The organism is Plantactinospora siamensis (genome assembly GCF_042434095.1).
Taxonomy (GTDB): domain Bacteria; phylum Actinomycetota; class Actinomycetes; order Mycobacteriales; family Micromonosporaceae; genus KBS50.
In genome coordinates this window covers 127,606-145,206 of sequence record NZ_JBHLUE010000019.1, presented here as the reverse complement: position 1 = coordinate 145,206, position 17,601 = coordinate 127,606, and the positions used below count along the sequence as shown (strand labels likewise).

Sequence of the window (17,601 nt, the reverse complement as noted above, 5' to 3'; positions counted from 1 at the left end):
AAGAAGGGCCCCTTCCTATACCGAAAACGATAAGAAGGGGCCCTTCCTTTCACTCGTGGGCGATCGCGCCCAGGACGTTGATCCGGGCCGCGCGGATGGCCGGCAGCACCGCCGCGACCACGCCGATGATCGCGGCCAGGCCGAGGAACAGGCCCATCTGACCCCACGGCAGGATCAGCCGGTCGATCCCGTCGTCGCGCAGCGCGCGGACCACCGCGGCGCCCAGCCCGCTGCCGACCACGACCCCGAGCAGCGCGCCGAACACCGAGATCACCACCGCCTCGACCGTGATCATCCACATGGTGCGGCTACGCCGCAGGCCGATGGCGCGCAGCAGTCCCAGCTCCCGGGTGCGTTCCAGCACCGACAGCGCGAGCGTGTTGACGATGCCGAGGACCGCGATGAGGATGGCCAAAGCCAGCAGGATCTGGATCATCGTGAGAATCGTGTCGAACTGGTTGGTCTGCTGCTTGATGAACGCGTCCCGATCCGCCACCGAGACCTCGGGGCTGTCCGCCAGCAGCGCCTCCACCCGCGGCTGCACCTGGCTCACCGGCGTGCCGTCGGTGAGCTGGATGAACCCCTGGATGGGCTGTGGCAGGGCGAAGTCCTTCACCGCGGCCGGCGGCAGCACCATCGGGTTGGTCAGCTGCGAGCTGCCGTAGACGCCACTGACCGTGTACGTCCGCGCATCACCCCGGGACAGCTGCACGGTGAGCTTGGAGCCGACGGACAGCCCCCGGCTCTTGGCCGTGTCCGAGCTGACCAGCGCCTCGTTGTCGGCCAACCGGTCGATGCTGCCCGCGGTGGGCTTCGCCTGGAAGATCTGGGTCAGCGCCGCCACGTTGCTGCTGGCGGCCACCCAGGTCCGCTGGCCGTTCACCACCGCCATGTCGCCGTACTCGCCGTCGGTGAGCCGGACCCCGGGCAGCGCCGCGGCCTTCTCCAGCACCGCCGGGTCGAAGCTCGCCGGTCGCGGGCCGCTCCGCCCGCCCGAGATCACCAGCTGGGCCTGGATGGTGTCCTTGGCCAGCGCGGTGATGCTGCCCTTGGCCGAGTCGAGGATCACGCTGACGCCGGTCACCAGCGCGATGCCGACCATCAGCGCGGCCGCGGTGATGGCCGTCCGCCGCGGGTTGCGGCCGGAGTTGAGCCGGCCCAGCTTGCCCGCCACCGACCAGGAGAAGAGCCGGCCCAGCACCGACACCACCGGCCGGCTGATGGCCGGGGTGAGCAGCGCCACGCCGATGAACGCCACCAGCACCCCGCCGAGGATCGTCCAGAGCGTGTTGTCACCGGCCTTCCCGGCCAGGCCGAGGCCGAGCAGGGTGCCACCGGCCGCGCCCACCAGCGCGCCGGCCACGGTGATCTTCGTGAGCGGCCGGTCCGGGGTCGCCACGTCCTGCAGCGCGGCCACCGGCGGGATCCGGGCCGCCCGCAGCGCGGGCAGCACGGCCGCCACCAGCGTCACCAGCAGCCCGACCGCGAACGCGCTGATCACCGCCGCCGGGGGCACGCCGATGCCGGCCAGCGCGAGGCCGCCGCCGAGCTTGCCGAAGAGGTACGCCAGCAGCGCGCCGACGCCGATCCCGGCGCCCAGCCCGATGACCGAGGCGAGCAGGCCCACCACCACGGCCTCGACCAGCACCGAGTTGATCACCTGCCGCCGGCTGGCGCCCACGGCGCGCAGCAGCGCCAGCTCGCGGGTCCGCTGGGCCACCACGATCGAGAACGTGTTGAGAATCAGGAAGATCCCGACGAACAGCGCCACCCCGGCGAAGCCCAGCAGGATCTTGTTGAAGAACGACAGCCCCTGCTTGAGGTCGGCGGACGAGTCGGCGGAGAGCTGCTTGCCGGTCTTGACCACGTACCCGTCGCCGAGCGCCGTGCCGATCCGGTCCCGCAGCTCGGTGTCGGAGACGCCGGACGCGGCCGTCACCCGCAGGTTGGTGTAGACGCCGGGCTGCCCGAGCATCAACCGCTGCGCGGTCGGCTCGGTGAACGTCACCTCCTGGACACCGCCGATGCTGTCCCGGTCGCCGCTGTAGCCGAAGATGCCGACCAGCGTGAACTCCCGCTTCGGCGCCGCGATGGTGAGCACGCCCACCCGGTCGCCCACCTTGACCTTGGCGGCGGCCGCGGTGGCGGCGTTCACCGCGATCTCGTTGTCGGCGTTCGGCCCGCGCCCCTCGCGCAGCTTGACCAGCTTGTCCTCGCCGGTCCAGTTCTCGCCCAGCTGGGGCGGCCCGAACGAGGTCAGCGCCTTGCCGTTCGCGCCGATCAGCCGGGCGCCGTCGGCGCCGACCTGCCCGGTCACCGAGGCCACCCCGGGCACTCCGCGCACGGTGTTCAGGGCCGCGGCCGGCACCAGCGCCGGCGCCTGGCCGTTGTCGCCGCTCACCTTCGGCTTGCCGCTCACCCCGACGTCGGTGCCGGCGTACGCGTCGGCGAAGACCGCGTCGAACGACCGGCCGAGGGTGTCGGTGAGCACGAAGGCGCCCGAGACGAACATGACGCCCAGCACGACGGCCAGGCCGGACAGGATGAGCCGCAGCTTGCGGGCCAGCAGGCTCTTGAGCGTGGCGCGCAGCATCAGAGCGTCGCCTCGCCGGACGCGTCCAGCTTCTTCATCGTGTCCAGCACGGTCTCCGGGCTGGGTTCCACCAGCTCGGACACGATCTGCCCGTCGGCGAGGAAGACCACCCGGTCGGAGTAGGAGGCGGCCACCGGGTCGTGGGTCACCATCACGATGGTCTGCCCGAACTCGCCGACCGAGCGGCGCAGGAAGTTGAGCACCTCGGCGCCCGAGCGGGAGTCCAGGTTGCCGGTCGGCTCGTCGGCGAACACCACCTCGGGCCGGGCCACCAGGGCCCGGGCGCAGGCCACCCGCTGCTGCTGGCCGCCGGAGAGCTGGCTCGGCCGGTGCCCGAGCCGGTCCCGCAGCCCGACGGTGTCGATCACCAGGTCGAACCACGCCTGGTCCGGCTTGCGTCCGGCGATGGCCAGCGGGAGCAGGATGTTCTCCTGGGCGCTCAGCGTGGGCAGCAGGTTGAACTGCTGGAAGATGAACCCCACCTTGTCGCGGCGCAGCTTGGTCAGCCCGGCGTCACCGAGGCCGGTCACGGTGGTGTCGCCGATCTCGATCGTTCCCCGGGTGACCGTGTCCAGGCCGGCCAGGCAGTGCATCAGGGTGGACTTGCCGGATCCGGACGGGCCCATGATGGCCGTGAACCGTCCCCGTTCGAACTCCGCGGTCACCCCGCGCAGGGCCACCACCTGCGCCTCGCCGCTGCCGTACACCTTCCACACTTCCCGGGCGCGGGCCGCCGCCCCCGTATTGCGGGCCACCGTCGCGGTCAATGCTCCACTCCTTTGATCATGGTCCGGCCGGGCGGAGAGCCCGGCCGGCGGCCTCCATTGTCGGCCGCCGGGACAACGCATCCCTCCGACTCCCGACGGAGGACGGGCGGATTTCCGGGTGCGGGTCGGCCCCGACCCGGGCTCAGGGTTCCCCCCGATCCGGCGGGTTCCCCCGATCCGGCGGGTTCCCCCCGATCCGGCGGGTTCCCCCGAGCCGGCGGGTTCCCCCGGCCCGGCGCGCTCGACCGTACGGCCTCCCGCGACGGGAGGGGCAAGTTCTGCCACCCGTCGTCAATCTACGTTGACAAGACCTCATCCGTCAACTCCGGTTGACGAAACATGGCGGAGATGCTCGTCGGCCCTCAGCGGCCGGGGATGAGCAGGGGACGGGCCGGATGGGCCGGGGACGGGCCGGATGGGCCGGGGATGGGCCGGGTGGGCCGAGTTCGGGGCGGGTCCGGGGTCGGTCGCCGGGGCGGGTCCGGGGTCGGTCGCGGGGCGGGTTTGGGATCGCTCGCGGGGTGGGTCTGGGGGCCGGTCGCGGGCGGCCGGCCGGCTGGGTCCGCGGTCAGCCGCCGGGCCGGACCAGGCCCGACTCGTACGCCAGCACCACGGCCTGCACCCGGTCCCGCAGGCCGAGCTTGGTCAGGACGTGTCCCACGTGCGTCTTCACCGTCGTCTCGCTCACCGTGAGCGCCCGGGCGATCTCCTGGTTCGACAGGCCGCGGGCCACCTGCACCAGCACCTCGCGCTCCCGCTCGGTCAGCGTGTCCACCACCGGGGCCGGGGCGGCCGACGGGTCCGGCAGCACGCCGGCGAACTGGTCCAGCAGCCGTCGCAGGATCCGCGGCGCCACCACCGCGTCGCCCGCGGCCACCGTGCGGATCGCGGTCACCAGATCCTCTGCCGGTACGTCCTTGGCCAGGAAGCCGCTGGCGCCGGCCCGGAGCGCGCCGACGATGTACTCGTCGAGGTCGAAGGTGGTGAGGATGAGCACCCGGACCGGCAGGCGGGCCTCGACGATGCTCCGGGTGGCGGTGACGCCGTCCATTCGCGGCATCCGGATGTCCATCAACACCACGTCCGGCAACAGCCGGCGGGACAGCTCGACCGCCTCGGCGCCGTCGCTGGCCTCGCCGACGATGTCCAGGTCGTCCTCGGCGCCGAGCACCATCCGGAACCCGGTCCGCAGCAGCGGCTGGTCGTCGGCGAGCAGCACGCGTATCGGCCGGTCGTCCCGGGTCGCCGCGCCGTCCAGCCCCGTCATGCTGCCCCTTCGTCGTCGAATCCGCCCGGCTGCTCCACCGGGATCCGCGCCTGCACCCGGTAGCCGCCGCCCGCCCGGGCGCCGGTGCGCAGGGCTCCACCGTAGAGGGCCACCCGCTCGCGCATGCCGACCAGGCCGTGGCCCAGGGTGGCCGAGTCCGGAACCGGACCCCGCCCGGTGTCGACGATCTCCAGCTCGAGCCACCGCCCGCGGAACGCGATCGACACCCCGGCCGTGGCCGTCCCGGCGTGCTTGAGCACGTTGGTGAGCGCCTCCTGGACGATGCGGAAGATCGTCAGCGCCATGCCGGGGTCCAGCGGCCGGGGCGTGCCGGCGACCTCCAGGGTGACCGGCAGCCCGGCCTCGCGGAGCTGCTCGACCAGGGCCTCGATGCCGGCCAGCCCGGGTTGCGGGGCCAGCTCCGCCGGTTCGGCCTCGGTGCGCAGCACGTCCAGCAGCCGGCGCAACTCCCGCAGCGCCGTCCGGCCGGTCTCCTCGATGCTGCCCAGCGCCTCGTCGGCGGCGGCCCGGTCCCGGGCCAGCGTCCGGCGGGCGCCGGTGGCCAGCACGCCCATCACGCTCACGTGGTGGGCCACCACGTCGTGCAGCTCCCGGGCGATCCGGCGGCGCTCGTCGGCCACCGCCTGCTCGGCCAGGGCCCGCTGGTTCTCCTCGGCCACCCGGGCCCGTTCCCGCAGCGCGGCCGTGGAGGCCCGGCGGGCGTGCACGGTCCGGCCGACGAAGAACGACACCAGCGCGATCAGCACGTTGTCCAGCACGAAGTAGCCGACGCCGCCCAGGGCGCCGGCGGGCGTCGGCCGGAGCAGGTCGAGGACGGCGATCGGCACCCAGAGCAGGGCCGAGCCGATGACCGCCCGGCGCATCGGCCAGCGGGCCGCCAGCGTGTACGTCAGCAGGACGAAGGCGAGGCCCTGGGTCGCCGGCGCGACCCGTAGCGCCGCCGAGCCGGCCACGGTGAGCATGGCGGCCGCCACGGCCCAGCCCGGCGCGACCCGGCGCAGCGCGACCGGGGCGGCGCAGACCACGCCCCAGGTCAGCTCGGCGACCGGCCGGACCGGTCCACGGTCGCCGCCGGCCAGCACCAGCAGCGCCAGCTCCAGCACCATCGTCCCGGCGGCCAGCAGCGCGTCACCGAGCAGCGGCCGGCTCGCGACGGCCGTGCTCAGCCGGCCGACCACACCGCTGCCCGGCCGCCGGCCCGCTCCCGGTGGCCGGCCGGCCGGCCGTTGCCCGCCTGTTGGTGGTGGCCGGCCTGCTCGCGGTCTCCGGCCCCTCTGTGGTGGCCGGTCGGCTCGCGGTCTCCGGCCCGTCGGTGGTGGCCGGCCTGCTCACGGTTTCCCGCCCGCCGGTGGTGGCTGGTCGGCTCGCTGTCTCCTGCCCGCCGGTGGTGGTCGGTCGGCGGCGGACCGGCCGGGGGCGGCTCACTCATCGGCGCCCGGTGCCTCCGGGACACCGGCCGGGCTGGCCCCGGTGGGCGCCGGAGCAATCGGGAACGGCGGGGGAGTGCCGCCGTACGCCGGGCAGCGCGCCTGGTGGCTGCACCACCCGCAGAGCCGGCTCGGCTTCGGTCGGAAGTCCCGGGCGGCGGTGGCCCGCTCGATGGCCCGCCACAGCGCCACCAGGGTGCGCTCGAACCGGAGCAGCTCCTCCGCGTCCGGCGTGTAGTCGCAGATCTCCTCGTCCTTGAGATAGAGCAGGCGCAGCACCCGGGGGACCACCCCGCGGGTGCGCCACAGCACCAGCGCGTAGAACTTGAGCTGGAACAGCGCCCGCGCCTCGAACGCCTCCCGCGGCGCGCCGCCGGTCTTGTAGTCGACCACCCGCAGGGCGCCGTCCGGGGCCACGTCCAGCCGGTCGATGTAGCCCCGAATCAGCAGCTCGTTGTCGACCGTGGCCGAGACCAGGCTCTCCCGCTCGGCCGGCTCGAGCCGCCGCGGGTCCTCCACCGCGAAGTAGCCGCCGAGCAACTCGCGGGCCGAGGACAGAAAGGCGCCGAGCCGCTCGGCGTCCTGCCCGGCGAACCCGGGGACGGCCCCGGCCGCGAAGGCTGGCGCCGCCGGCTCGGCGCCGGACGGCGCTGGCTCGGTGTCGGGCGCCGCAGGCTCGGTGTCGGGCGCCGCAGGCTCGGTGTCGGGCGCCACCGGCTCGGTGCCGGAGAACATCGAGTTGCTGCCGGACGGGGCTGGACTGCCGCCGGACGTGGCCGAGCTGGCGGGCGGCGCCGCCGGACCGCCGACGGCGGCCAGCAGGCTGGGCTGGGCCGGATCCGCATCCCCATCGCCGGTGCCGAACAGCTCGGCCAGGCGCGGCTCCTCGACCAGCAACCGCTGCCACTGCGGATCGACCAGGGCGGCCGCCGCCTCAGGGGTGCGCTCGCCGGCGGGCAGGTCGAACAGCCGCTCCAGGACGGCGTGCACCAGGGTGCCCCGGGCCTGCTCGGCGGTGGGCCGCTCGGGCAGCCGGTCGATGGTGCGGAAGCGGTAGAGCAGCGGGCAGGTCTTGAAGTCGGCGGCCCGGGACGGCGACAGCGAGGCGGCCGGCCGGTGCGGCTCGGTGGCCGCGGCCGCCGGGTCGTCCGACCGGGGTGCCGGCACCGCCGCACCCGGGCCGCTGCGCGGCACCGCCGCACCCGGGCCGCTGTGCGGCACCGCCGCGGTGCCGGAGGGACCACCCGGGCCGGTTTCTGTCGCCGTATCCGCCGCCATGTCCGAAGGCTAAGGCACCGCACCGACAAGATCGCCCGGGCCGCCCCCGTGCGGCGCGCCGACCGGTGCGTAGCATCGGGAGGATGGAGCAGACCGGGCGGCGCCGCATGCCGGGCCGGGACGGCCTGCCGATCGGTCGGGTCCTCGGGGTGCCCGTGCGGCTCAGCCCCTCCATGGCGCTGCTCGCCGTGCTGGTGACGGTCGCCTACGGTGGAATGGCCGGCCCGGTCGCGGGCGCGTCCCGGCTGGCCGGCTACCTGTTCGGGCTGCTCTTCGTGGCCTGCCTGGCGGCCTCCGTGCTGCTGCACGAGCTGGGGCACGCCGTCACCGCGCGCCGGCACGGCATCGGCGTCCGGGGCATCACCCTGGATCTGCTCGGCGGCTACACCGAGCTGGACCGCGAGGCCCCGGAACCCCGTACCGACCTGCGGGTCTCGCTGGCCGGCCCGGCCGTGTCGCTGGCGCTGGGCGCGCTCGCGGTGGGGGCCGCGGCGCTGCTGCCGGATGGGACGGTGCCGGACCGGCTCGCCGTCCAGCTGGCGGCCAGCAACCTGGTGGTGGCCGTTTTCAACGTGCTGCCGGGCCTGCCGCTGGACGGCGGCCGGGCCCTGCGCGCCGTGGTCTGGCGGATCACCCGGGACCGGCACCGGGCCACCGAGGTGGCCGGCCTGGCCGGCCGGGGCGTGGCGCTGGTGGTGCTGGCCGGGATGCTGGCGTTGACGCTGGTCGGCGTGCTGCGGCCGGTGGCCCTGATCCTCATGCTGGTGGTGGCCGGTTCGCTGTGGCAGGGCGCCGGCCAGGCCGTCCGGGTCGCCCGGATCGCCCGCCGGGCGCCGCTGGTGGACCTGCGCCGGCTGGTCCGGCCGGTGCTCACGGTGCCGTCCGGCACCCCGCTGGCCGAGGCCCAGCGCCGGGCCGGTTCGGTGGCCGGCCCGCCGCCGGCCACCGGGACGCCCGCCAGCGGGACGCCCGCCGCGGCGCCGCCGGTCGCGGTTGCGCCGGGTCAGGACGCGCCGCACCGGGCGCCGGCGCCGTCCGGCGCGGGGTCCTTCGGCGGTACGGGGTCGTCCGGCGGCCCGGCGTCGGCGGGTGTCACCGGCGAGCCCGACCGGGCCGGCGGCGAGCCAGCCGCCCTGGTCGCGACGGCCGGCCCCGGTGCGGGGCCGGCCACCGTGGGGGTCAGCGACGCGGCCGGCCGGCTGGTGGCGCTGGTGGACCGGACCGCGGCCGCGGCCGTGCCGCCCGAGCGGCGGCCCTGGATCGCGGTGGACGCGGTGTCCCGCCGGCTGGAGGCCGTGCCCCGGCTGGCGGTGGGGCTGCGCGGGGAGCAGCTGCTGCGCGCCGTCCAGGACCACCCGGGCGCTCAGTACGTGGTGACGTCGGGCGAAGATGTGGTGGGCGTGCTCCACCTGGACGACCTCGCCCGAGTTCTCGAACCGACACGGAAGATGACATAAGTGACCGCTCAGCCCGCCGCCCCGCCCGCCGTCGCCCCGCCGCACCGCGGCCCGTTCCGGCCCGGCGACCGGGTGCAGCTCACCGATCCCAAGGGGCGGATGCACACCGTCACCCTCGAGCCCGGCAAGGCGTTCCACACCCACCGGGGCGCCCTCGAGCACGACGCCCTGATCGGGCTGCCCGACGGCAGCGTCGTGACCTCAACGGGCGGCACGGCCTACCTGGCGCTGCGACCGCTGCTGGCCGACTACGTGCTGTCCATGCCGCGCGGCGCCCAGGTCATCTATCCCAAGGACGCCGCGCAGATCGTGGCCATGGGCGACGTCTTCCCGGGCGCCCGGGTGCTGGAGGCGGGCGCCGGCTCGGGCGCGCTGTCCTGCTCGCTGCTGCGGGCCGTCGGCCCCACCGGCGAGGTGCACAGCGTGGAGCTGCGGCCCGACTTCGCCGAGATCGCCCGGCGCAACGTCGAGGCGTTCTTCAACGGGCCGCATCCGGCCTGGACCCTGCGGGTCGGCGACGTGACCGAATATCCGGAGACCGGGTTCGACCGGATCATCCTGGACATGCTCACTCCGTGGGACGCGCTGGACCTGGTGGAGCGCGCCCTGGTGCCCGGTGGGGTGTTCATCGGGTACGTGGCCACCACGCCGCAGCTGTCCGAGCTGGTGGAGGCGCTGCGCGAGCGGGGCGGCTTCACCGAGCCCCGCGCCTGGGAGTCGCTGGTGCGGGACTGGCACGCCGACGGCCTCGCCGTCCGGCCGGACCACCGGATGATCGCGCACACCGCGTTCCTCGTGTCGACCCGCCGGCTCGCCCCCGGGGTCACCGCCCCGCCGCGCCGGCGCAAGCCGAGCAAGGGCGCCGAGGCGTACGCGCTGCGCCGCCAGGAGCTGCGTTCGGCGCGTACCGCCGCGGGGGTGGCCGACCGGGCGCCGGAGGACGCCGGCGGCACCGGCGCGGCGCGGACCGGTGGCGACGGCGCGGCGCGGACCGACGGCGCCGGCGTGGGCGGTGCGGGCGCGGACGGTGGCCGGTGACCCGGCCCGGCCGGTCGGTCCGGTCATGAGCCGGCCCGCGTTCGGCGGGGGTGACCTGCCCGCCGTCTTCCCGGACTGGTCTCCCTACCGCGACCTGCCGGCGGCCGCGCGGGCCTACCTGCGGGACCCGGAGGTGGCTCTGGACGAGCTGTCGGCGGTGCTGGACGGCGCCTCGGTGCTCGGGTTCACGCTGGAGCGCTTCGTCAACGAGGTGAACGGCGTGTGGCAGGAGGTGGCCGTCTGCGACGGCAGCCGGCTGGTGCTGTGGCACGGCGAGGACGTGCCGCCGGACGAGGGGCCGGCGGGCTCGATGACCTCGTCGCTGCGGGTGGTGCCGACCTCCACGATCACCGAGGTGGGCTGCCGCCGGCGGCTCACCCGGACGCCGGCCGGGACCATGCGGGTGGACAGCGTCGACGTGTACCTGCTGCTCAGCTCGATCGACGAGACGGTCCCGGCCGACGACACGCCGCTGCCGCCCCGGCACGACGCGTTGCGGTTCGGCAAGACCCTCGACGACGGCGGAGCCGGGCAGATCGGGCGGCTTGAGGAGTTCGCCCGATTGGTCGCCTCGGTGGTCGGTCGACCGGTTCTCTGAGCGCCACGCCTAGGCTCCGACGCGCCGCAAGAGGCGGATCAAGTGATCAAGCTTCGGTGACGAGGGTGTTGCGCGGGACCGAACGGGCCTCATACCGGCTAGTGTTAGGGCAGAACGTTCAAGCCCCCGGGGAGGTGGGACGTGGCACGCAGCGACGACGCGGACTCGCGCGCCGCACGGTGGGAGAAGGAGGCCCACGATCTCTCCACCCAGGTCGCGTTCCTTACAGAGGAACTCGCTCTGGTGCGGCGGAAGTTGACCGAAAGCCCCCGACACGTCAGGCAGCTCGAAGAGCGGCTGGCCGCAACCCAGGCCCAACTGGCCCGGTTGACGGAGAACAACGATCGGCTCGTGAACACCCTCAAGGAGGCGCGGGCCCAGATCGTCACGCTCAAGGAGGAGATCGACCGGCTGGCGCAACCGCCCAGCGGGTACGGCGTCTTCCTGAGCCGGCACGAGGACGGCACCGTGGACATCTTCACCGGCGGCCGCAAGCTGCGGGTGGCGGTGTCGCCGTCGCTGGAGGTCGACGACCTCAAGCGCGGCCAGGAGGTGCTGCTCAACGACGCCCTCAACGTGGTCGACGCCTTCGGCTACGAGCGGGTGGGTGAGGTCGTCACCTACAAGGAAGTGCTGGAGAACCCGACCGGCGGCGCGGCCGACCGGGCGCTGGTGATCTCGCACGCCGACGAGGAGCGGATCGTCCACCTGGCCGAGACGCTGATCGGGGTCGGCCTGCGCGCCGGCGACTCGCTCATGATCGAGCCGAGATCGTCGTACGCGTACGAGCGGATCCCGAAGAGCGAGGTGGAGGAGCTCGTCCTCGAGGAGGTGCCCGACGTCGACTACACCGACATCGGGGGCCTGCACTCCCAGATCGAGCAGATCCGGGATGCCGTGGAGCTGCCGTTCCTGCACGCGGACCTGTTCCGCGAGCACCAGTTGCGGCCGCCGAAGGGCATCCTGCTCTACGGGCCGCCCGGCTGCGGCAAGACCCTGATCGCCAAGGCGGTGGCCAACTCGCTGGCCAAGAAGATCGCCGAACGGCGGGGCGAGGAGAAGCACACCAGCTACTTCCTCAACATCAAGGGTCCGGAGCTGCTCAACAAGTACGTCGGCGAGACCGAGCGGCACATCCGGCTGGTGTTCCAGCGGGCCCGGGAGAAGGCCGGCCAGGGCACGCCGGTGATCGTGTTCTTCGACGAGATGGACTCGGTGTTCCGCACCCGCGGCTCCGGCGTCTCCTCCGATGTGGAGAACACGATCGTCCCGCAGCTGCTCAGCGAGATCGACGGCGTCGAGGGCCTGGAAAACGTCATCGTCATCGGCGCCTCCAACCGGGAGGACATGATCGACCCGGCCATCCTGCGACCCGGCCGGCTCGACGTGAAGATAAAGATCGAGCGGCCGGACGCCGAGGCCGCCAAGGACATCTTCTCCAAGTACATCCTGTCCGGGCTGCCGTTGCACCCGGACGACCTGGCCGAGCACGGCAACGACCCGCAGTCCACGGTCGGCGCCATGATCGAGGCCGTGGTGCTGCGGATGTACTCCGAAACCGAGGAGAACAGGTTCCTCGAGGTCACCTACGCCAACGGTGACAAGGAGGTCCTGTACTTCAAGGACTTCAACTCCGGCGCCATGATCCAGAACATCGTGGACCGGGGCAAGAAGATGGCCATCAAGGAGTTCCTCGCCTCCGGACGGAAGGGGCTGCGCCTGCAGCACCTGCTCGACGCCTGCGTCGACGAGTTCCGGGAGAACGAGGACCTGCCCAACACCACCAACCCGGACGACTGGGCCCGGATCTCCGGCAAGAAGGGCGAGCGGATCGTCTACATCCGCACGCTCGTCTCCGGCGGCAAGGGCACCGAGGCCGGCCGGTCCATCGAGACGGCCAGCAACACGGGTCAATACCTGTAACGCACGCGGCGGCGGCCCGGTGTCCCGGCGACACCGGGCCGCCGTCGTGCCGTCCGGGGGACCCGCCGACCGCGCCCGGTCGGCACGCCACTCCGGTCCGTCGCGCGTGGGCGACTACTCTCGAAGCGTAAGGTGATCGAAGCGAGGTGGCGGCGTGACGGTACGACGGATCATGGGCACCGAGGTGGAGTACGGCATCTCCGTGCCGAGCCAGCCGGGAGCCAACCCGATGGTCACCTCGTCCCAGGTGGTCAACGCCTACGGGGCACGCCCGGAACTCAACCGCGGCGGCCGGGCGCGCTGGGACTATGAGGAGGAGTCGCCGCTGCGCGACGCCCGCGGCTTCACCTATTCAGGCGCCGCGTACGACCCTGCCGAGGCGCTCGCCGACGAGGACCTCGGGCTCGCCAACGTCATCCTCACCAACGGCGCCCGGCTGTACGTCGACCACGCCCACCCCGAATACTCCACGCCCGAGGTCACCAACCCGATGGACGTGGTCCGGTGGGACAAGGCCGGCGAGCGGGTGATGGCCGAGGCATCCCGGCGGGCCGCCACCATCCCCGGCAGCCACCCCATCCACCTGTACAAGAACAACACCGACAACAAGGGCGCGAGCTACGGCTCGCACGAGAACTACCTGATGCGCCGGCAGACCCCGTTCGCCGACATCGTGGCGTACCTGACCCCGTTCTTCGTGACCCGGCAGATCGTCTGCGGCGCCGGCCGGGTCGGGATCGGCCAGGACGGCTCGCAGCCCGGCTTCCAGATCTCCCAGCGCGCCGACTTCTTCGAGGTCGAGGTCGGGCTGGAGACCACCCTCAAGCGACCGATCATCAACACCCGCGACGAGCCGCACGCCGACGCCGACAAGTACCGCCGGCTGCACGTCATCATCGGCGACGCCAACCTGTCCGAGACCTCGACGTACCTCAAGGTGGGCACGACCGCCCTGGTGCTCAACATGATCGAGGAGAAGGCCCTCGGCCCCGACCTCGGCATCGCGGACCCGGTCGCGGAGCTGCGCGCGGTCAGCCACGACCCGTCGCTGGCGCACCTCATGCGGCTGCGGGACGGCCGCCGGCTCACCGCGCTGGACCTGCAGTGGGCCTACTACGAACGGGCCCGGTCGTTCGTGGAGGACCGGTACGGCGCCGATGTGGACGCGCCCACCGCCGACGTCTTGAGCCGGTGGGAGAGCGTGCTGCACCGGCTCGGCCAGGACCCGATGCTCTGCGCCGGCGAGCTGGACTGGGTGGCCAAGCTGCGGCTGCTCGAGGGCTACCGGGAACGCGAGAACCTCGGCTGGTCCTCGCACAAGCTCCAGCTGGTCGACCTGCAGTATTCAGACGTGCGCCCGGAGAAGGGCCTGTACCACCGCCTGGTGGCCCGCGGCTCGATGGCCACCCTGCTGGACGACGAGGCCACCCGGACGGCCATGGTGGAGCCGCCCGAGGACACCCGCGCCTACTTCCGCGGCCGCTGCCTGGCCCAGTACGCCTCCGAGGTGGTGGCCGCGAGCTGGGACTCGGTGATCTTCGACGTGGGCCGGGAGTCGCTGGTCCGGGTGCCGATGATGGAACCCGAGCGGGGTACCCGCAAGCACGTGGGCGCGCTGTTCGACCGCTGCGCCAGCGCCAAGGACCTGCTCGAGGCCATCACCCACGGCTGAGGCCGCGGCCCGCGCCCGCAGGTGTTGCCGGGCCGCGCGCCGGCGTCTGACGCTGAGCGCATGCGGTCCGTCGTCCGCCGTACGCGAAACGTGGCGTCTGGCGCGCCACTTGGTCGTATCGGCGGGGTAGGTTTTTCCTAGGCGATGTTGAGGAGGCACCACATGGCTACCCGGGACACCGGCGGTCAGTCGCAGTCCGGCAAGGCGCGGCAGGACCAGGAGATCGAGGACGTCACCGTCGAGGCCAACCCCGAGGTGGCCGAGCGGCACGCCGAGATCACCGAGGATGTCGACGACCTGCTCGACGAGATCGACTCCGTCCTCGAAGAAAATGCGGAGGAATTCGTCAGAGGTTATGTACAGAAGGGGGGCCAGTGACCGATATGTCCGTTTCAGTGAGCACGTCGGCCACGGCCTGCTCCGAGGCGTGACGAGGTTCCCCGCACGACCAACACGAGCGGTCGACACAGCTACTGCATGCCCGACCCGCGACACCTGGACCACGATCATCGCACCGGGTGGGTGCGGGGGATACTCTGCTTCAACTGCAACGGTGGTCTTGGCCAGTTCAAGGACGACCCGGTCCGGCTGGCCAGCGCCATCACGTATCTGAAAGGAGCCACGTGGCAGCGGCTTTTGATCCATCCGGGCGTCTTCCAGATGTTTTCACCAACGCTCGGACGTCCTCCTTCACCGAGTTCCTGAGCGTGGCCGCCCCGGAACTGCTGCCCGGCCGGCGTGCCCTGCCGCCCGGCATGGCGGCCGACCTGGCGCCGCACGCCACCACGATCGTGGCGCTGGCCAGCTCGGACGGTGTGGTGATGGCCGGGGACCGCCGCGCCACCATGGGCAACCTGATCGCCCAGCGGGACATCGAGAAGGTGCATCCGGCCGACGCGTACTCGCTGATCGGCATCGCCGGCACGGCCGGCATCGGCATCGAGCTGATGCGGCTGTTCCAGGTGGAGCTGGAGCACTACGAGAAGATCGAGGGGACGATGCTCTCCCTCGACGGCAAGGCCAACCGACTGGCCGCGATGATCCGCGGCAACCTGGGCGCGGCCATGCAGGGCCTGGCGGTGATCCCGCTGTTCGCCGGCTTCGACCTGGCCGCCGCGGACCCGGCCCGGGCCGGGCGGATCTTCAGCTTCGACGTCACCGGCGGCCCGTACGAGGAGACGGGGTACGACGCCATCGGCTCCGGATCGCTGTTCGCCAAGTCGGCCCTGAAGAAGCGGTACCGGGCGGGGCTGAGCACGACCGAGGCGGCCCGGTCGGCCGTGGAGGCGCTGTACGACGCGGCCGACGACGACACGGCGACGGGCGGCCCGGACCTCACCCGCCGGATCTATCCGGTCGTCATGACGGCCACCGCCGACGGCACCCAGCGGCTGTCCGACGCGCAGACCGCGGAGATCGCCAACGCCGTTGTGACCGGCCGGATGGAGAATCCGGGCGGCTGAGCCGCCGCCGTCACCGCCAGTCGAGACCAGCGAAGAAGGAGAGCCGCCGCCGTGGCCATGCAGTTCTACGCCTCGCCCGAGCAGATCATGCGCGACCGCTCCGAGCTCGCCCGCAAGGGCGTGTCCCGGGGCCGGAGCGCGGTGGTCCTGAGCTACGCCGACGGCGTCCTTTTCGTCGCGGAGAACCTGTCCAGCGCCTTGCACAAGGTCAGCGAGATCTACGACCGGATCGGCTTCGCGGCGGTGGGCCGCTACAACGAGTTTGAGAACCTGCGCCGGGGCGGCGTGCGGATGGCCGACCTGAACGGCCTCAGCTTCGACCGCCGCGACGTCACCGGGCGCGGGCTGGCGAACGCGTACACGCAGCTGCTGGGCGCGATCTTCACCGAGCAGTCCAAGCCGTACGAGGTGGAGCTCTGCGTGGCCGAGGTGGGGATCACGCCGGACGACGACGAGATCTACCGGGTGACCTACGACGGCTCGGTCAACGACGAGCCGGGCTTCATGGCCATGGGTGGTCAGGCCGAGGCGATCTCGGGGGTGCTGCGCGGCGGCCACCGGCTGGACATGACCCTCGGCGACGCCGTGCAGTTGGCGATCCGGGCGCTGAGCAGCGTGGGCGGTGAGGGCGCCGCGGCCCGGACGATCCCGGCCAACCAGCTCGAGGTGGCGATCCTCGACCGGCAGCGCAAGGGCCGGACGTTCCGCCGGATCACCGGCGCGGCGTTGACCGGCCTGCTGAACGGCACGGCGAGCAAGGCCGCCGAGGCGGCGGCCGGGCGGGCCGCGGAGCCGAAGCCGCCGGCCGAGCCGACCGGCAAGCCGACCGTGTCGGCCGGCTCCGCCGACCTGGAGGGCGGCCCCGACAAGCCGGCCGGCGACAAGCCGGCCGGGGAGGCCGGTAAGCCGGCGGGAGAGGCCGACAAGCCGGCCACCGACAGGTCGGCGGGGGATGCCGGCAAGCCGGCAGGGGACGCCGGGAAGTCGGGCGCCGACAAGCCGGCCGGAGACGCGGCGAAGCCCGGGAAGGGCGCCGACAAGCCGGCCAAGGGCTCGGACGGGACCGCCGACGGCGGGAGCGAGAGCCGGTAGCCCCGGGACGGGACGCACGGCAGCGCGGGTCGGTGGCCCGGGAGGGTGCGGTAGCCCGGGTCGCCGGACTTTACGCGCCCGTGCCCGCCGGCGCGCCCTCGGCGCCCACCGATCCGGCCGTCGATCCGGCCGTCGATCCGGCCGGGGCGGGGATCGACGCGGGGGACAGCACGGCGGCCAGGCCGGTGCGCCAGTCCGGCAGCGGCCGCAGGCCGGCGGCGGCCCAGCGGTCGTGGCCCAGCACGCTGTAGCCGGGTCGCCGGGCCGGCCGGGGGAACCGGTCGCTGGACACCGGGCGGATCCGGTCCGGGTCGAGTCCGCGCAGCGCGAAGGCGGCGCGGGCCAGGTCGTACCAGCTGGCCTGGCCGGCGGCGGTGCCGTGGTAGATGCCGGGCGCGGCCCGGCCGGCGAGGGCGGCCTCGGCCAGCCGGATCAGCAGCCCGGCGAGCGCCGCGGCCGAGGTGGGCTGGCCGGTCTGGTCGTTCACCACCTCGAGGTGGTCCCGCTCGGCGGCCAACCGGAGCATGGTGCCGACGAAGCTGCGGCCGTGCGGCGCGTACAGCCAGGCGGTGCGGACGATGTAGCCGGCGTCCGGCAGGTGCCGGGTCACCGCCTGCTCGCCGGCGAGCTTGCCGCGGCCGTACGCGTTGACCGGCGCGGTGGGCGCGTCCTCCGGGTACGGCCGGCGCCCGGTGCCGGGGAACACGTAGTCGGTGGAGATTTGCAGCAGCCGGGCGCCCATGACGGCGCACGCCCGGGCCAGGTGGCCGACGGCGGTGCCGTTGACGGCGGTGGCGGCGTCCTCGTCCCGCTCGGCGCCGTCCACGTCGGTCCACGCGGCCGCGTTGATCACGACGTCGTGCCCGGCCACCGCGGCGCGCACGGCGTCCGGGTCGGTGATGTCCACCTCGGCGCGGGTGGCCGCGGTGGCGGCCAGTCGGGGGTGGGCGGCCAGGGCCGCCAGCAGGTCCCGGCCCAGCATCCCGGCCGCGCCGGTGACCAGCA

At 73.5% G+C, this 17,601-nt stretch carries 14 protein-coding genes and 1 pseudogene; 9 read left to right on the top strand and 6 right to left on the bottom strand.

Annotated features, from left to right (window positions below):
* Nucleotides 1-49 precede the first annotated feature (49 nt).
* From ACFFHU_RS23040 to ACFFHU_RS23020, 5 genes are all read right to left on the bottom strand, one after another.
* Nucleotides 50-2,593 carry an ABC transporter permease gene (locus tag ACFFHU_RS23040; protein ID WP_377342155.1) on the bottom strand — a complete coding sequence of 848 codons (2,544 nt, stop codon included), beginning with the start codon at nucleotides 2,591-2,593 and terminating at the stop codon, nucleotides 50-52.
* A complete protein-coding gene (locus ACFFHU_RS23035; RefSeq protein WP_377342154.1) occupies nucleotides 2,593-3,360 on the bottom strand; it encodes an ABC transporter ATP-binding protein in 768 nt (255 codons plus the stop codon). The genes ACFFHU_RS23040 and ACFFHU_RS23035 overlap by 1 nt, the downstream gene beginning before the upstream one ends.
* A 568-nt stretch (nucleotides 3,361-3,928) precedes the next feature.
* The gene (locus tag ACFFHU_RS23030; RefSeq protein ID WP_377342152.1) at nucleotides 3,929-4,627 is read right to left on the bottom strand and encodes a response regulator; all 699 of its coding nucleotides are present in this window, start codon (nucleotides 4,625-4,627) and stop codon (nucleotides 3,929-3,931) included.
* Complete coding sequence (locus tag ACFFHU_RS23025; RefSeq protein WP_377342150.1) at nucleotides 4,624-5,826, bottom strand: sensor histidine kinase; 1,203 nt, start codon at nucleotides 5,824-5,826, stop codon at nucleotides 4,624-4,626. The genes ACFFHU_RS23030 and ACFFHU_RS23025 overlap by 4 nt, the downstream gene beginning before the upstream one ends.
* A gap of 243 nt (nucleotides 5,827-6,069) precedes the next feature.
* Nucleotides 6,070-7,242 carry a RecB family exonuclease gene (locus ACFFHU_RS23020; RefSeq protein WP_446686794.1) on the bottom strand — a complete coding sequence of 391 codons (1,173 nt, stop codon included), beginning with the start codon at nucleotides 7,240-7,242 and terminating at the stop codon, nucleotides 6,070-6,072.
* A 194-nt stretch (nucleotides 7,243-7,436) separates the two neighbouring features.
* Here ACFFHU_RS23020 and ACFFHU_RS23015 point away from each other — a divergent pair, with 194 nt between their 5' ends.
* The 9 genes and pseudogenes from ACFFHU_RS23015 to prcA all read left to right on the top strand — a co-directional run.
* Nucleotides 7,437-8,810 carry a site-2 protease family protein gene (locus tag ACFFHU_RS23015; RefSeq protein ID WP_377342148.1) on the top strand — a complete coding sequence of 458 codons (1,374 nt, stop codon included), beginning with the start codon at nucleotides 7,437-7,439 and terminating at the stop codon, nucleotides 8,808-8,810.
* Nucleotides 8,811-9,848 (top strand): tRNA (adenine-N1)-methyltransferase, encoded by a 1,038-nt coding sequence (locus ACFFHU_RS23010; RefSeq protein WP_377342146.1) that lies wholly within the window; start codon nucleotides 8,811-8,813, stop codon nucleotides 9,846-9,848.
* A gap of 25 nt (nucleotides 9,849-9,873) precedes the next feature.
* Complete coding sequence (locus ACFFHU_RS23005; RefSeq protein WP_377342144.1) at nucleotides 9,874-10,446, top strand: hypothetical protein; 573 nt, start codon at nucleotides 9,874-9,876, stop codon at nucleotides 10,444-10,446.
* 141 nt (nucleotides 10,447-10,587) lie between these two features.
* Nucleotides 10,588-12,369 (top strand): proteasome ATPase, encoded by a 1,782-nt coding sequence (arc, locus tag ACFFHU_RS23000; RefSeq protein WP_377342142.1) that lies wholly within the window; start codon nucleotides 10,588-10,590, stop codon nucleotides 12,367-12,369.
* Between the two features lie 154 nt (nucleotides 12,370-12,523).
* Nucleotides 12,524-14,041: a depupylase/deamidase Dop gene (gene dop / locus ACFFHU_RS22995; protein WP_377342140.1), complete on the top strand. Its 1,518-nt coding sequence runs from the start codon at nucleotides 12,524-12,526 to the stop codon at nucleotides 14,039-14,041.
* 162 nt (nucleotides 14,042-14,203) lie between these two features.
* Entirely contained in the window at nucleotides 14,204-14,419 is a 216-nt protein-coding gene (locus ACFFHU_RS22990; protein WP_377342138.1) for a ubiquitin-like protein Pup, read from the top strand.
* A gap of 99 nt (nucleotides 14,420-14,518) precedes the next feature.
* On the top strand, nucleotides 14,519-14,746 hold the full coding sequence (locus tag ACFFHU_RS22985; protein ID WP_377342136.1) for an endonuclease VII domain-containing protein: 228 nt from the start codon (nucleotides 14,519-14,521) through the stop codon (nucleotides 14,744-14,746).
* Nucleotides 14,665-15,504, top strand: coding sequence for a proteasome subunit beta (gene prcB, locus ACFFHU_RS22980; protein ID WP_377342134.1), 840 nt, complete (start codon nucleotides 14,665-14,667; stop codon nucleotides 15,502-15,504). Before ACFFHU_RS22985 ends, prcB begins: the two co-directional genes overlap by 82 nt.
* A 51-nt stretch (nucleotides 15,505-15,555) precedes the next feature.
* A pseudogene (gene prcA, locus ACFFHU_RS22975) lies at nucleotides 15,556-16,380 on the top strand (proteasome subunit alpha); the annotation flags it as partial.
* Nucleotides 16,381-16,666: 286 nt separating this feature from the next.
* Here prcA and rfbD read toward each other — a convergent pair.
* Nucleotides 16,667-17,578 carry a dTDP-4-dehydrorhamnose reductase gene (gene rfbD, locus ACFFHU_RS22970; RefSeq protein WP_377342515.1) on the bottom strand — a complete coding sequence of 304 codons (912 nt, stop codon included), beginning with the start codon at nucleotides 17,576-17,578 and terminating at the stop codon, nucleotides 16,667-16,669.
* Nucleotides 17,579-17,601: the final 23 nt, after the last annotated feature.